Below are 15922 nucleotides of genomic sequence, written 5' to 3' on the forward strand. Positions count from 1 at the left end.
GGCGTAAAATGCATAAGCAAATGGAGGATTACAAGAGCCGAGGCATTACGTTCCGCTACTCAGCTTACCCTCGTTCGGGTAGTAAAGATCAAACAGGAAATTACAGCCAAGGTTTTAAAGATCTACGCTCTGTATGGTGTGCTGAAGACCCTAAAGCGGCAATGACGAATGCAAAAAATAGTCGAAATGTTGCCTACCGCGTTTGTGATAAACCTATTGAAGGCGAATTTAATTTTGGACGTCAGATTGGGGTAAATGGTACTCCCGCTATTGTTTTATCTAATGGTATGATGGTGCCTGGATACCAACCACCAGCGCAATTAGAGCAATTATTAAAAAGTCTTTAAAGCATAATCAGGTACTGTTTGATGAAAAAAGTAATTCGTCGTGAGCATGTTTCTGATGAGCATTTACCTGATAGCTTGCCATCTATTATTAAACAAATTTATGCACGTAGAGGAGTAGAATCAGCGCAAGAGCTTGAGTTGAAAGTTACTAACTTGCAAGGCTTAAGCGTTGATAAAAAAGAAGAACAAGCATTAAAAGGTTTAGACGATGCTTGTACTTTATTACACCAAGCATTACTTGAACAAAGCAATATTGTTATTGTCGGAGATTTTGATGCCGATGGTGCAACCAGTACCGCATTAATGATGGAAGCGCTTGCTTCTATGGGCAGTAAAAACCATACCTTTTTAGTGCCTAATCGTTTTGAATATGGCTATGGCTTAACACCTGAAATAGTTGATATTGCGGCTAGTCAAGGTGCACAAGTGTTAATTACCGTTGATAATGGTATTAGCTGTGTTGCGGGTGTCATGCGCGCTAAAGAGCTTGGTTTACAAGTGATTGTTACCGATCATCACTTACCTGGTCATGAGTTGCCAAAAGCGGATGCTATTGTTAACCCAAATCAACCTAATTGCCCATTTAAAAGTAAATCACTTGCGGGTGTTGGGGTTGCCTTTTATGTGATGTTAGCACTGCGCAGTTACCTTCGAGATAAAGAATACTTTGTTAATCACAATATAAACGAACCTAATATTGCCCAATTACTCGACTTAGTTGCCTTAGGCACGGTGGCTGATGTAGTTTCACTCGATAGCAATAATCGTATTTTGGTAGAGCAGGGGTTAAAACGTATTCGTGCAGGGCAAACCCGTCCAGGTATACAAGCCTTAATTGAAGTGGCGAATAAAAATCAACAGCAGTTAGTTGCGTCAGATTTTGGCTTTGCTTTAGGGCCAAGAATAAATGCAGCAGGGCGTTTAGATGACATGGCTTACGGCATCAATTGTTTACTTGCGCCTGATTTAGCAAGTGCACGGGTGATGGCTCGAGATTTAGATGATCTAAATAAAGCTCGCCGAGAAATAGAGCAAGGCATGCAATTAGAAGCTGAGCAAATTTTTAAGTCTTTAAATTTTAATGAAGCACATTTTGATGAAAATAAGCTACCTAGTGCTATTGCGCTTTATCAACAAGACTGGCACCAAGGAGTAATAGGGATTGTTGCAGGTCGTTTGAAAGAAAAATTTCATCGCCCTTGTATTGTTTTTGCAAAAGGTAATGAGGATGAATCTCTTGCTCCAGAGCTGCAAGAAATTAAAGGCTCTGCTCGTTCTATTACTGGTTTACATATCCGTGATTTGTTGGAGCATATTGACAGTCAACATCCTAGCTTAATTATAAAGTTTGGTGGCCATGCTATGGCGGCAGGTTTATCTATTAAGCAACATAACTTTGATCAGTTTGAGCAAATCTTTAATGAACAAGCAAATAAATGGCTCAAAGCAGAAGACTTACAAAGTGTTATTTTATCGGATGGTGAGTTAGCTGCGAATCAATTAACACTCGCTTTTGCGGAGCAGCTTAGAGACGCTGGCCCTTGGGGGCAAAATTTTCCTGAACCATTATTTGATGATTTTTTTATACTTGTACAGCAACGCATTGTCGGCGAAAAACACCTTAAATTAGTGGTAGAAAAACAAGGTAAAGTATTTGATGGTATTGCTTTTAATGTTGATTTAAAAACTTGGCCAAACTCTCAAGCAAAGCAAGTTCATTTAGCTTACCGGTTAGATATTAATGAGTTTCGCGGTAAACGCACAGTGCAATTAATGGTTGAAAATATCACCGCAGCATAAGCATTTATTTACTAGTCTTTATACGCTATAATGCGCGCCTATTTTTCCACAGTTTAACGCTTGTTAGCACAATTTTAAAACTATACCTGAAGATCTATGTTTGAAATAAATCCAATAATAAATAAATTAAAAGAAATTCGCGAACGTGCCGACTTACTTCGGGGGTACCTTTGACTACGACGTTAAAGCTGAACGTTTAGTTGAAGTTTCACGAGAATTAGAGTTACCTGATGTTTGGAATGAACCCGAGCGGGCGCAAGCGTTAGGAAAAGAGCGCAGCTCACTTGAAGAAGTGGTTAATACCATAGTTGAACTAGAAAATGGTTGTGATGATATTGAAGGTCTACTTGAGCTTGCGATAGAAGAAGAAGATCAAGAAACTTTTGATGACGCCCAGCGTGAGGCTGATACATTAGATGCCGTTTTAGAAAAGCTTGAGTTTCGTCGTATGTTTAGTGGCGATCAAGATGCGAATAACTGTTATCTTGATATTCAGTCAGGTTCTGGTGGTACAGAAGCACAAGACTGGGCTGAAATGCTAATGCGTATGTATTTGCGTTGGGGCGAAGCACACGGTTTTAAAACTGAAGCAGTTGAAGTAACCGATGGTGATGTTGCTGGTATCAAAGGTTGCACTATAAAATATACGGGTGAATACGCCTATGGTTGGTTGCGCACTGAAACAGGCGTGCATCGCTTAGTGAGAAAGTCGCCATTTGACTCGGGTAACCGCCGTCATACGTCATTCTCTTCGGCGTTTGTATACCCAGAAATCGATGATGATATTGATATTGAAATCAATCTTTCTGATTTGCGAATTGACACTTATCGCGCATCTGGCGCTGGTGGTCAGCACGTAAACAGAACAGACTCTGCGGTGCGTATTACGCACGAGCCAAGCGGCATTGTTGTGCAGTGCCAATCTGACCGTAGCCAGCATAAGAACCGCAGCCAAGCGTGGGATATGCTGCGCGCGCGCCTTTATGAAATGGAATTGCAAAAACGCGAGGATGCCGCGCAGGCCGAAGCTGACAATAAGTCAGAAATCGGCTGGGGCCAACAAATCCGCTCCTATGTCCTCCAGCCCTATCAAATGATCAAAGATTTGCGTACAGGCACAGAGACAAGTGATGTTAATGGCGTTCTGGACGGGGATATAGATAGGTTCCTAGAAAGCTCCCTAGCCGCCCGCATTGAAGATGAGGCGGGTGAGGGCAATTAGCTGGCTTATGGGCTATTGTCCGGCAAAACCTCATAACACACGACCAAATGTCCATCGGGGTCGACGAAAGCCTGTTCTATGAATGTGAAATCGGCGCCACCCGCGACGCGGGTTTCGGTGACGCGTAGGCCCATAGATTCCAGCTTGGCAAATTTACCTTCTAAATCGGTAATGCCGCGACTTGCTAGGGTATAGGCTACATGTCTGTCCATACCTTCAAGATTGAGCAATTCTTCTTTTGGCTCTGCAGCTTCAAGGGTTTCTTCGGTTGCTAATGCACGGGTGGTTAAGGTTGCTCGAGCACGATTACGTAGCTCTTCAACCATCTCTTCCTCTAAGCCTTCAATGTCTAATAATTCATTGATTGGTACATAAGCAATTTCTTCAAGAGTACTGAATCCTTCATCTACCAATACAGAGGCAAAATCTTCATCAATATCTAAACCTGCGGTAAACACAGTGAGCACTTTCGCGTTTTCTTCTTCATGCTTGGCACTTAAATCTTCCACTGTCATAACATTCAATTCCCAGCCTGTTAACTGGCTAGCTAATCGAATATTCTGACCACTACGGCCTATAGCTTGGGCTAAGTTATCCGCTTCAACCGCCACATCCATAGCTTGTTTGTCTTCGTCAACAACGATAGACGCCACTTCTGCGGGCGCCATAGCATTGATAACAAATTGCGCAGGATTATCATCCCACAACACAATATCCACACGTTCACCGCTTAATTCACCGGATACAGCTTGTACTCGAGAACCTCGCATACCTACACAAGCACCTACAGGATCTAAACGCTTATCGTTTGTTTTAACGGCAATTTTTGCTCTTGAACCTGGGTCTCGGGCAGCAGCCTTAATTTCTAGGGTTTCTTCGGCAATTTCTGGTACCTCTATACGGAACAGCTCAACCAACATATCTGGATGCGTACGACTAATAAATAATTGAGCCCCACGCGCTTCTGGGCGAATAACGTAAAGCAAACCACGCACTCTATCACCTGGGCGGAATGTTTCGCGAGGTAACATATCGTCGCGATAAATTACACCTTCAGCATTGTTACCTAAGTCAATGATGACGTTGTCACGATTCACTTTTTTAACCGTACCTGTTACCAGCTCACCTACGCGGTCTTCGTACTCCGCTATCACTTGATCGCGCTCAGCTTCACGTACTTTTTGCACGATAACTTGTTTAGCGGTTTGGGTAGTGATCCTATCAAAAGCAATAGATTCGATTTGGTCTTCAACAAAATCGCCTAATTGAATGTCTGGCTCATCTAGCTGAGCAGCAGAAATTGACATCTCGGCCATAGGGTTTTCTTGTTCGTGATCATCGGCTACCACTAACCAGCGACGAAAAGTGTCAAAATTACCACTTTCGCGATCTATGCTAACCCGTACTTCAATTTCGCCTTCATTTTTCTTTTTGGTAGCGCTGGCGATAGCAAACTCTAGCGCCTCGAAGATTTTTTCTCTTGGAACCTGTTTTTCGTTTGAAACGGCTTCAGCCACTAACAGAATTTCTTTATTCATTGTTGCCTCACTAATTACTCTCTTTCGACAGCGTTAGCTAACTCCACTCTTTAATCAAAAGAGGGAACTAGATTACCTTTTTCTATATTCGCAATAGCCAAAACATGAGTTTGGTTATCAATTTCTAATGTTAAATTACCTGCTTCGCAAGCCAACACTTTTCCTTTGAAATTACGTCTGCCATCCATAGGCATTCTTAACTTCAATGTTACTACTTCACCTAAACAATCAAGATAATGGGCTTCTTTAAACAAGGGCCTGTCCATCCCAGGGGACGATACCTCAAGGTTATACTCAGTGCTGATAGGATCTTCTACATCTAACACAGCACCGGCCTGATGACTCACCTCAGCACAATGTTCCACTCCAATTCCATCTGGGTGATCAATGTAAATTCGTAGCGTAGAATGTTTACCTGCGCGTACAAACTCTACGCCCACCATTTCAAAACCTAATGCTTCAACAGGTGCAGTTAACATATCTGTTAGCTTTTGTTCGAGTTGCGACAAAGCTTTACTCCAATAAAAAAGGGCCAAATACAAAAAAAGGGCCAAATGCCCAGAAAGAAAATCGAAATTTTAAAGACAAAAAACCCCGTACTAGCGGGGTTATTTGATTCTGGACCCTAGTCCACTATTCTACTAAAAATCGGCCATACACCCATTTTTAAAAAGTGGTTGTGAAAGTGTCTTAACAACTAGATTTAAAGTTGCAAACAAAGTATCCCGAAAGATTTTCACAATAGTTAGCGTTACTGTCATAAAAATGAGGGAGTTCGCTTCTCAAGTGCGACGTATTCTACAGATGACCACGCACAGTTGCAACAAGCCCAATAACTGAATCTTTATTTATTTTTTTATGAGAATCGAATGCAACGCATTTTTGGAGTTTCATCTAGCGGACTATAAGACTAAAAAACACATAAAAAAAAGCCCTGACTCAATCAGGGCTTTTAATATGGTTGCGGGAGCAGGATTTGAACCTACGACCTTCGGGTTATGAGCCCGACGAGCTACCAGACTGCTCCATCCCGCGCTTGAAATCTTTAATGAGTGAAACTATTTATAGCAGCCTCCTCTCAAGTGGGGCGTATTATACATAGCAAACTTAGGCGCGCAAGCGGTTAATAAAGATAAATATTAAAAACATGTTTAACCGCTCAATTGGCGAACAACCTGCCGAATAAAGAAACGCATTTCTTGTTAAATGAAGAACATTTGAAAATGTCATTAATAGATTTTGCTAATACCACTCTGAATGGCCTCTCTATTTAACAAGCTTTTATGAACTACATTTAAGGCTTGACGTTTATAACAACCCAAAGGCAAAAATGATGATTTTAATAACACGGGCAAAGATCTATAACTCTGCATTTTGTTGGCTATTGTCTACAGTGTTGTTCTGCTTTCACTGCCAAGTTCAGGCTAATGACACTTATATTCTGGAAAAAAACAAGCAAATAGCACGTAATTTTTATAACGATTTGTGGTTTAGTAATAATACTGAAAAATATGATAAATATGTCGCCGATACCTATGTGGTTCACGATACTGGAGATCGTAAAAATGTAACGGAGCATGCAATTGAACAAAAACACATTGCTGATTTTTTTTGGAAAAATGGAGATCTATCCGGTGACATTCAATACCAAATTGCTGAAGGGGATTTAGTCGCAACTAAATGGCGAGGTTTCTATGAACCAAAAACAATGCTTGGTAAATTATTAGCAGTAGAGGGTGGCATGCAGATCATTAACGTTTTCCGTTTTAAAGAAGGAAAAATTATAGAGATCTGGAATCATCGACATGACATCGATACACCGCAAACAATGAAATTTACCGTTAAAGGTTTTATGTTTGGATTATTGGTTGCGCTCGTGCCTACGCTTTGGGCAATAAGCTTACGGCGCCGCCTTAAAAGAACACTAGACCGCTATGATGCTTGAGAAATCAAGCATCATAGCGAAGCGAATTTATCTATACACCCTGCTTATTTGTAATTAACCCGAACTCGGGATAAAAACAAAACTAGCACCACTTACCCATAATTTGAATAATTGCATTAAGTTTAATAAATGTAAGCCTTTGAAATATAGTTGTAATTTTTATTTCTCGACATTCCTTATCACGACTTCGGGTTAGTTAAGAAAACACATCCATTTTTTCGGCTAGTTTAAAATCCAGTTCACTGATACCGCCAACATCGTGGGTAGTAAGCTGAACATCCACTTTATTGTAAACATTAAACCATTCAGGATGATGTTTGAGTTTTTCAGCCCAAATAGCCATTTGTGTCATCCAACCGAAAGCGCGTATGAAACTTTTAAACTTAAAGGTTTTATTGAGTTTGTTATCAACAACACGCCATTGTTGGTCACTCTCTAACTGTGCGTTAAGTTTTTGCAATTCAGTCTGAATTTGTTGTTCAGAGTATTTTTCCATATCTGCTGTTCTCTATTTTGGTGATTTACTCAATATTATCTATCGAGCAGCCATAAGAATAAAACTAAAACCTTAATAAATGCACAACCTAGCTGGCACAAAATATTGACAAAAAAATTCCCGGACTTGCCGGGAATGATTAGATTTTGGTGTGAAGTTAGAACTCAACTGCAAGTCGAGCATAAATTTGACGACCTCTAGGATCATGTACTTTAGAGTCAAAGCCGGCATTGGTAAACACTTGTGGCGGATTTTCATCAGTAAGGTTAACACCACCTAAAGACAAAATGTAAGCTCCATCTGTCTCAAGCATTGCCCCTAAGTCGATGTTTACTTGAGCATCCCAGGTCATATGACTATCAATTGCTTTATAACCCACTGTACATGCAGCTGAATAGGCACTTCCATCAGCACAGTTTTGATCATCACTATAAGAATCTACATAGCGAGCAAAAATGTTGGCAGAAAACGCATCATGTTTCCAATTTAGACCTAAATTAGCCCGTAATTCAGGTGTTGGCACACCTATATTACCAAAGTTTCTCAATCCAGCACCGTCAACGGGGCCAGCTTGTGGGTCAACTAAATCATACGTCAAAATATAGGTTGCAGTAAAACTAGGAGTGAATGTTCCCCCTTCTGTTTCCATTTTGTAGCTACTGACAAAATCTAGACCAGATGTCTCCAAAGAACTGGCATTCACGTACGTCAAATTAACTTGTAATAAAGGGCCGTTCAGTGGATCGCCTGCCCTAACAATTCTGTCAGGGTCTTGTGGATCAGCATTCAATATAGCTTGGAAGTTTTCTTGAATGATTAAATTTGTAAAATCAAAATTCCAGTAATCCACTTCAACAGACCAATCGTCAACTGGCTCTAAAGAAAACCCTAAGTTATAAGCTGTGGATTCTTCAGGAACTAAATCCTTATTGCCTGTTGCCCTAGCTGCGGCAAATGCCGCTCCGCCTGTTAATGGGTCAACCATTTGATTCAAACTGGTTCCACCGCCATCTCTTTGGAATATAGAAGGCGCCCTGAAAGAAGTAGAAATCGACCCTCTCAGGGAGAAGTCTTCCGTTGCTCGCCACGAAACGGCAACCTTAGGATCGATAGTATCACCAGTCGTCCCGCCGTAATCTTCGTATCTTAAGGCTATTTGAATGTCTAGATCATCACTAACAGGTAAGGCTAATTCACCAAACAAAGCGTACACGTCTTGCTCCCCATAAATATCAGGGTTACCAATAACAAACGAAAACCTGTCTTGGTTAGCAAGAGCATCATAGTCTTGGGTCAATTCTTGATTACGATATTGCGCACCAAATGCAATACCGGCTGTACCTCCTTCCATATCAAATAATTCAGTAGAAACAAAAGCTTCAACCACTTCTAAACTAGATTCAGAGTCTATTTGCTCTCTGCCTGTAAAAGAGTCAATCACATTTTGGGAATTAGGTAATACCGTGTAGGAAGTAGCGAAAGGATTAAAATACTCACAAAGACCTTCGCCTGCAGTGCCTGTTACCGGATCACAGCCTTGTCCACCAAATCCACGTAACGCATTTTGAAATTCTTTTGCTAGGGTGTCGTTTACAGAAAAGAGGAAGTTATTCTTAGCCGAAGTGTAACTTACTTCCCAAAACCCTGACTCCAACTCACCTTGCACCATAGTGCTAATTCTAAAAGTATCTGATTCGGTGTTGGCAGGATCGCCTGGATGAGAAGTACCATCTGCCCGATTACCAATTTCGCGGCCAAAATAAGCCACATCTGCCCCAAACGGATTACCTGGATGACTAGCAGGCACTGTAGGCGATGTTAGTATTGGGAAACTAGGCGAGCCCCCACGTTCGGCTCTATTTCTGCCGGTTGATATTTCGGTTACCCATTCAATATCATCTGTAAGTTGCTTTTTCGCTTGGAAGAAAGTAGTTAAACGGGTTTCATCTGGAACAAAAGAATAGGTTGTACCAAAATCAAATCCACAAAACCCGACTTCAAGTCCAGGCACTGTACCTGATGGTGCAAGTAAGTTTGGATGACCGCCATACTCTGCGCAACCTGTAGGGTCTATAAAAGGGGTCGCACCTAAAAAGTAAGAGCCAGGGCCACCTAATGAACTGGTATCATCTTGAGGGCGGCTTAACCTTCTATCACCTGTAAACAACGGCGATCTATTGGTGTAACTGACGGCAGCCAAAATACTACTTTCGTCGCCAACAGTGCCCCATAAACCTTGGAGGGTGTATTCTTTGTTATCCCCATGAGCACCATCTTGGTAATCCATCGAAACCTGAGCACCTTCATAATTATCTTTGGTGATAAAGTTAACCACACCCGCAACAGCATCAGAGCCATATAACGCAGAGGCTCCATCTTTGACCACTTCCATTCTATTTAAAGCAATCATAGGAACCAAAGAACTGGTATCAACAAAATTAACTCCCCCATTATTTGGCTGAGCTGTTACCACCTGACGTTTATTGTTTAATAATACTAATGTTGATGCAACCCCAAGACCGCGAAGGTTGATATTAGATGTTCCCGCCGTGGCATTTTGTGTAAATGCGTCTGGAGTGTTTTCTGCGCCGGTATTAATCGTTAAGGTTTGAGTGATATCGCCAATACTTTTCGCGCCAATCGCTTCTATATCGCCAGCATCCATAATAGCTAAAGGGGAAGGTGATTCAAAATTCTCACTTCGCCTTACAAAACTACCCGTTACCATAATCAATTCAACTTCTTGCTCCTGCTCCGCACTTTGCTCTTGAGCAAATGCGATATTCACCGAAGGTAAAAGCTGTGCAGAGACTGCCACTGCTAGTGCCGTTAACTTAGTTTTCATATTCATACGTGTCCCCAATAGGTGAGCTATTAGCCATATAATCCAATAAACGGATACTTGATGACCCTCTCAATAAAAAGTATCAAATGTTTTATTCTAATAATAATGCTTACTAAGTGCCTGATATATAAAATATATAGGCACTCATATTGATAGTAAGTTGGAGGACAACACTTGTAAATTTCTTGTTACTTATATGTAAACATCAATTAATTGCATGGTCTGACCAGCAAGTCAAAACGAACATAATTACTTAACCATAGACAGCCAATTATCTAGGTTCAAGCGCCCACTAATAGTGTCAAGAATACCCCTTTCATTGCTGGTTTATCTCGTCCTTCTATCTCGGCCACGGTTTCAAAATGAAACAACATTCCAGAGGATTTTTTCTCTGTTTTAATTAGAGTTGAGACAAACCTAATTTTGTCGTTTACTCGGACTGCTTCGATAAATCGAATTTTATCGACACCGTAATTAAGTAGAGACGGGTATTTAGGATCTGGTTTTATAGATTGGTACAGAGAATTAGGCATTAAAGTAACAGTTAAGTACCCATGGGCAATGGTGGTTTTAAATGGACTCTCTTTTTCACACCGCACGGGATCAACATGGATCCACTGGTGGTCATTGGTGGCTTTAGCAAACAGGTCAATCTCTTGTTGAGATATGTTGATCCAATCACCAACAGGAAGTTGCTCGCCAACAGTTAAAGCTAATAGGGTTTTGGTCATACTATTGTGTCCTTTTATTTAATAAGTGAAATAGTCTAGCAATTCGATCTATATCAATATAATGAATATTAGCTATAGCAAAACATTGATTTAACTAATAAATAACGTATCCTGCTTGCAGAGTTTTTGTAGAGGTAATGTATATGAATTTGCACCGAATAGACTTAAATTTATTTGCTGTTTTTGACGCTATTTATACTGCTGGCAGTTTAACGAAAGCCGCGGATGTGTTGTGTATCACACAACCCGCGGTTAGCAACTCATTGGCGCGATTACGAGAAATGCTTAACGACCCTTTGTTCGTGCGCACGGGGCACAGCATGACCCCCACACCTGTTGCACAAAATATTATTGGCCCCGCACGAGATGCCTTAAGCTTATTACGCAAAAGTGTTCAGGAAAGCCACATATTTGATCCCCTCAAAGCAGAAAAAACCTTCAACTTTGCGTGCCGAGATTTGCTTGAGGTGAGTATTATTCCCCGCCTATTAGGGCAATTGCAAAAAAGTGCACCAAAAATATCCCTAACCAATTATGAAATTGAGCGTAAAAATATTGTCTCTGCTATGGCCAGTGGTAATTTAGATTTCTATGCCGACGCTTCTTCTTTTAGCGACCCGCATTTATGTAAACAAAAAATAGCTGAAGATAGGTTTGTGGTACTTGCTCGGGTCAATCATCCTTCATTGTCACATGGCTTAAATATGGAGGAATTTCTACAGCTGGGACATATTCATGTGTCTCATAGAAAAACCGGTGCAGGGCCCATAGATGTGGCCTTAGATAAAGCAGGTGAGAAACGCAATGTGGTGATGCGTAGCCAACACTTTTTAACAGTACCTTCTACCTTAGTAAAAACCGATTTGATCGCTTGTTTACCCTATCATTTGGCAAAACACTATGATTTAGCCATGTACGAATTACCCTTTGAGCTCCCCCCACTTGAATACTTTTTATATTGGCACATGAGCGCAGACTTAGACGATGCCCATATCTGGATGCGAGAACAAATCGCCCAAGTAGCACAAGCGTTTCATCCTGAGTAATGGAAAAAACAGTTTTTGAGTTTCGAGCATGTACCTTTTGCTTATAAATGGTGAAACCTGCATGGAGGGCTGTGCCCTCTAGTGCATAAAAAGCAGCGCTGGCGCTTACAGGCTTCTCGATAACTGCTCCTGCGTTATTCTAACTTCCGCCACCCGTGCTTGAAGCCATTGTAAAGTCACTGGGTCCCCGCATGCGCGAGGACGACCTACACCCGTAAAACAACTAAGATCGTTCCCGAATGCTGTTATCGCGAACCCAGTGACTTTATGTTTAGTATGTCTTAAAACTAAATCCGTGACGGTCGTTTGCCTGTTTTTGACTTGATTCCCTTCGAGCCAGCGACAAAAGTTCTTAACCGCACAAAAAACTTTAAAGGCGAAAAAAGCAGTGGCGGAGCCACCAAAGAAAACAAAGCTTTATCGGCAAAGCCGATGCTTTTCTGGCTCTTCCCTCGAATGAAGGCTCGCCGCTAATTTGCTTATTTTTGTAGGGCAATCGCATGGATAGGCGATTGAGTAATAGCTCGTCGGGAACGATTTATTACGACCTACAAAAATAAGTAAATTTGCGGATGAAGAGCATTGGGTCGAGCGGCCTTTTTTATGAAATACTTCCATGTATTTCACCCTACAGGCCATCTTTCAGATGTTCAAAGTGTTTCCCGAACACTTTGTGCCTACTTTTTTTGGCTGTTGAAAAAAAGTAGGTCCCATAGAAGGGATTCTATGTGAAAAACGATAGGGATATCGTGCCCGTTTAGGGCATAAATAAGTATGCGCTGCCGCTTACAGACATCTCGATTACTGCTGCTAGGATTTAATTATTCACTACTGCTCTCTTCGCCGTTATCCATTAAATTTTGATCCAGTTTTTTATTACTCTGCACCCCTAGTTTACGAAATTGCTCAACTTGTCTTACAAGGTTGCCTTTACCCGAGGTGAGTTTATTCATGGCGCCGTCATAACTTTTTTGAGTGGATTCTATCGCTTTACCAATTTTTTCCATATCCACAGTAAATCCATGAAATTTGTCGTATAACTTCGCGGCGTTATCGGCAATTTTCTGGGCATTTTGATTTTGATATTCGTATTGCCAGATATTATTAATCGTGCGTAGCGCCACCAACAAGTTAGTAGGGCTTACCAGCATAATGTTGTTGTCAAAGGCCAGTTTCATTAATTCTGGTGCTTGGTCTGCCGCCAGTAAAAACGCCGATTCAATGGGAATAAACATCAACACATAATCTAAAGTGCGAATGCCTTTTAAATCTTGGTAATCTTTTTTTCCTAGCTCCTTTATATGATTACGTAGTGAATTAACATGCTCTTTTAAATGCACGGCTCGGGCGATTTCATCTTCTTGTTCATTAAAATAGCGCTCGTAGGCGGCAAGAGATACTTTTGAGTCAATTACCACGTCTTTATCATTGGGTAAGTGCACCACTACATCGGGCTGATAGCTCTTGCCTGATTCATTTTTTAGCGCAACTTGAGTGTCAAACTCATGGCCTTCACGTAAACCAGATTCTTTTAATACCCTTTCAAGTACCACTTCACCCCAGTTACCTTGCGCTTTGTTGTCACCTTTTAATGCTTTGGTTAATGCGGCTGCTTCGTGGGTGATCTGTTGATTGAGATCTTTTAAGCCTGAGATTTCAGTTTTTAATGAAGCGCGCTCTTGGCCTTCTTTAACATATTGATCGGTTACTTGTTTTTTAAAGCCTTCAATCTGCTCTTTTAGTGGCGATAATATTGAGTCCAACCCTGCCTTACTCGATTGGCTAAATTTTTCTTGTTTCTGCTCAAAAATTTTATTAGCAAGGTTCTCAAATTGTTCTTGTAAGCGCTTTTCTGCGGCTTCCAAAAGTTGCAGTTTGTCCTGACTGGCAATGTTCTCTTGTTCAAAGCGTGCGGCTTGGGACTCAAGTTGCGTACGTAAATCACTGGTTCGCTTGTTGCTTTGCTCGTATTTTTGTTGCCACTGTCGTTTTTCTGCTTCTAACTCACTCAAACGTGCAACTTGCTGAGTCAATTGGCCTAAGCTATTTTGATTTTGCATCTGTTCTTGTTGAGCCGCTCTCTGCTCAGTTGTTAATGTTTCAATCATTATCTGTTGCTGGCTAATCTGCTCTCGTAACTGAGTTTCTTGTTGACTGAAAATCAAGTTACTCTGTGCAATCGACAGCTCTGCACGCTTGTTGGCTTTGCGGTGTGTAATTAATGCGCCCAACAAAGCGCCTAATAAAAGAAGGCCTACAAAAACAGCATAAAAAAGAGGAGAATTAAATTGAGTCATAAGGTTCTGTACCATTGATGTTGTGATGTCTATCCATAAAAAAGGCGGTAATAATACCGCCCTACTTTTAACTCAGGTTTACTTTTCCATTTCGGCTATATTAACTTTCCAAATAGCTGGGCCGGTTTCGTGAGCATTGGCACCTGTACTATCAACTGCCACCGTAACGGGCATGTCTTCAACATCAAATTCGTAAATCGCTTCCATACCTAAGTCTTCAAAAGCCACCACTCGAGATTTTTTAATGGCTTTAGATACTAAATAGGCGGCGCCGCCTACTGCCATCAAATACACCGACTTATGCTTAGCCAGACTATTTACTGTCGCCGGCCCCCGTTCGGCTTTGCCTATCATGCCAATTAATCCGGTTTTTTCTAGCATCATATCGGTCCATTTATCCATACGCGTAGCCGTAGTTGGGCCTGCAGGGCCGACTACTTCATCACCTACCGCATCGACTGGGCCAACGTAATAAATAAAACGATTGGTTAAATCCACGCCCTCAGGCAGGCCTTCGCCATTGTCCATCATGGTTTGAATTCGTTTATGAGCCGCATCACGGCCGGTTAACATTTTACCTGACAACAATACGGTTTCGCCGACTTTCCAGTCTTGAATATCGTCTTTGGTCACTGTGTTCAAATCAACCCGACGAGTATCTTCGGCAACTTCCCAAGTCACTTTTGGCCAATCTTCTAATTTAGGCGGAGTAAATTCAGCTGGGCCAGAACCATCAAGATAAAAGTGCGCATGGCGAGTAGCGGCACAATTGGGGATCATCGCCACAGGCTTAGAGGCCGCGTGAGTAGGCATAGACTTAATTTTGATATCGACCACTGTGGTTAATCCACCTAACCCTTGGGCACCAATACCTAAGTCGTTCACTTTTTTGAAGATATCTAAACGTAGTTTTTCTTCGGTAGTTTGTGCACCTCTGTCCATTAGCTCTTGAATATCTACAGGATCCATTAAACTTTCTTTGGCCAACACCGCTGCTTTTTCAGCGGTACCGCCTATGCCTATGCCTAACATGCCTGGTGGGCACCAACCCGCGCCCATAGTAGGTAAGGTTTTAACGACCCAATCGGCAATATCATCGCTTGGGTTTAACATCACCATCTTAGATTTATTTTCAGAGCCGCCACCTTTAGCCGCTATCATCACTTCAATTTCGCCTCCTGGCACAGTATCGATATGTACCACCGCTGGCGTGTTGTCTTTAGTATTGCTTCGTTTACCTGCAGGATCGGCGACGATAGATGCTCGTAATGGATTATCAGGGTTTAAATAGGCACGGCGAGTGCCCTCATCTACCATTTGCTGAACGGTTAAATCGGTTTTATCCCACTGCACAGCCATACCAATTTTCACAAAACAGGTCACTATACCTGTGTCTTGACACAAAGGACGCTTACCTTCTGCCGACATGCGAGAATTTATCAGTATTTGTGCCATGGCATCTTTTGCTGCTTGGCTTTGTTCTTTGTTGTAGGCCTTCTCAACGGCTTTGATGTAGTCAAGGGGGTGATAGTAAGAAATAAACTGCAACGACTCTTCAATACTATCGATAAAGTCCTGCTGACGGATAACAGCCATAGATGCCTCTTAAATTTTCATAGGTTAAAATTTTACTGCTTGATATGATAACCTGAACC

12 protein-coding genes and 1 tRNA gene are annotated in these 15922 nt (G+C 41.6%); 5 read left to right on the forward strand and 8 right to left on the reverse strand.

Going from position 1 to position 15922, the window contains the following annotated elements; genetic code table 11:
* The 3 genes from Q0688_RS19580 to prfB all read left to right on the forward strand — a co-directional run.
* Positions 1–347, forward strand: a 347-nt coding sequence (locus Q0688_RS19580; RefSeq protein WP_299081269.1) for a thioredoxin fold domain-containing protein, incomplete at its 5' end; no start/stop codon positions are given.
* Positions 348–368: 21 nt separating this feature from the next.
* On the forward strand, positions 369–2147 hold the full coding sequence (recJ, locus tag Q0688_RS19585) for a single-stranded-DNA-specific exonuclease RecJ (RefSeq protein WP_299081272.1): 1779 nt from the start codon (positions 369–371) through the stop codon (positions 2145–2147).
* Positions 2148–2243: 96 nt separating this feature from the next.
* Positions 2244–3369 (forward strand): peptide chain release factor 2 gene (gene prfB / locus Q0688_RS19590; protein WP_299081275.1). Its coding sequence is split into 2 segments (ribosomal slippage): positions 2244–2318 and positions 2320–3369, totalling 1125 coding nucleotides; the frame shifts between segments, so codons are not numbered across the junction.
* 5 nt (positions 3370–3374) lie between these two features.
* On the opposite strand, the gene nusA is transcribed toward prfB, so the two are convergent.
* The 3 genes from nusA to Q0688_RS19605 form a co-directional block, all read right to left on the reverse strand.
* A complete protein-coding gene (nusA, locus tag Q0688_RS19595) occupies positions 3375–4907 on the reverse strand; it encodes a transcription termination factor NusA (RefSeq protein ID WP_367179822.1) in 1533 nt (510 codons plus the stop codon).
* A gap of 50 nt (positions 4908–4957) precedes the next feature.
* Positions 4958–5416: a ribosome maturation factor RimP gene (rimP, locus tag Q0688_RS19600; protein ID WP_299081278.1), complete on the reverse strand. Its 459-nt coding sequence runs from the start codon at positions 5414–5416 to the stop codon at positions 4958–4960.
* Positions 5417–5865: 449 nt separating this feature from the next.
* A tRNA-Met gene (locus Q0688_RS19605) sits at positions 5866–5942 on the reverse strand.
* A 298-nt stretch (positions 5943–6240) separates the two neighbouring features.
* Between Q0688_RS19605 and Q0688_RS19610 the strand changes: the two genes are divergently transcribed.
* Positions 6241–6852, forward strand: coding sequence for an ester cyclase (locus Q0688_RS19610; protein ID WP_299081281.1), 612 nt, complete (start codon positions 6241–6243; stop codon positions 6850–6852).
* Between the two features lie 196 nt (positions 6853–7048).
* Here the strand turns inward: Q0688_RS19610 and Q0688_RS19615 are convergent, their stop codons facing one another.
* The 3 genes from Q0688_RS19615 to Q0688_RS19625 all read right to left on the reverse strand — a co-directional run bounded on the left by Q0688_RS19615 (position 7049) and on the right by Q0688_RS19625 (position 10924).
* Positions 7049–7348, reverse strand: coding sequence for a 4a-hydroxytetrahydrobiopterin dehydratase (locus Q0688_RS19615; protein ID WP_299081284.1), 300 nt, complete (start codon positions 7346–7348; stop codon positions 7049–7051).
* 157 nt (positions 7349–7505) lie between these two features.
* Positions 7506–10199 carry a TonB-dependent receptor gene (locus Q0688_RS19620; protein WP_299081287.1) on the reverse strand — a complete coding sequence of 898 codons (2694 nt, stop codon included), beginning with the start codon at positions 10197–10199 and terminating at the stop codon, positions 7506–7508.
* A 275-nt stretch (positions 10200–10474) separates the two neighbouring features.
* Complete coding sequence (locus tag Q0688_RS19625) at positions 10475–10924, reverse strand: MaoC family dehydratase (RefSeq protein WP_299081290.1); 450 nt, start codon at positions 10922–10924, stop codon at positions 10475–10477.
* Between the two features lie 143 nt (positions 10925–11067).
* Here Q0688_RS19625 and Q0688_RS19630 point away from each other — a divergent pair, with 143 nt between their 5' ends.
* On the forward strand, positions 11068–11970 hold the full coding sequence (locus tag Q0688_RS19630) for a LysR family transcriptional regulator (RefSeq protein WP_299081293.1): 903 nt from the start codon (positions 11068–11070) through the stop codon (positions 11968–11970).
* A gap of 821 nt (positions 11971–12791) precedes the next feature.
* Here the strand turns inward: Q0688_RS19630 and rmuC are convergent.
* Positions 12792–14267, reverse strand: a complete 1476-nt coding sequence (gene rmuC / locus Q0688_RS19635; protein WP_299081296.1) for a DNA recombination protein RmuC — start codon at positions 14265–14267, stop codon at positions 12792–12794.
* Positions 14268–14345: 78 nt separating this feature from the next.
* Complete coding sequence (locus tag Q0688_RS19640) at positions 14346–15863, reverse strand: fumarate hydratase (protein ID WP_299081298.1); 1518 nt, start codon at positions 15861–15863, stop codon at positions 14346–14348.
* Positions 15864–15922 lie beyond the last annotated feature (59 nt).

Origin of the sequence: uncultured Paraglaciecola sp. (assembly GCF_937123705.1) — a bacterium.
Lineage (GTDB): Bacteria > Pseudomonadota > Gammaproteobacteria > Enterobacterales > Alteromonadaceae > Paraglaciecola.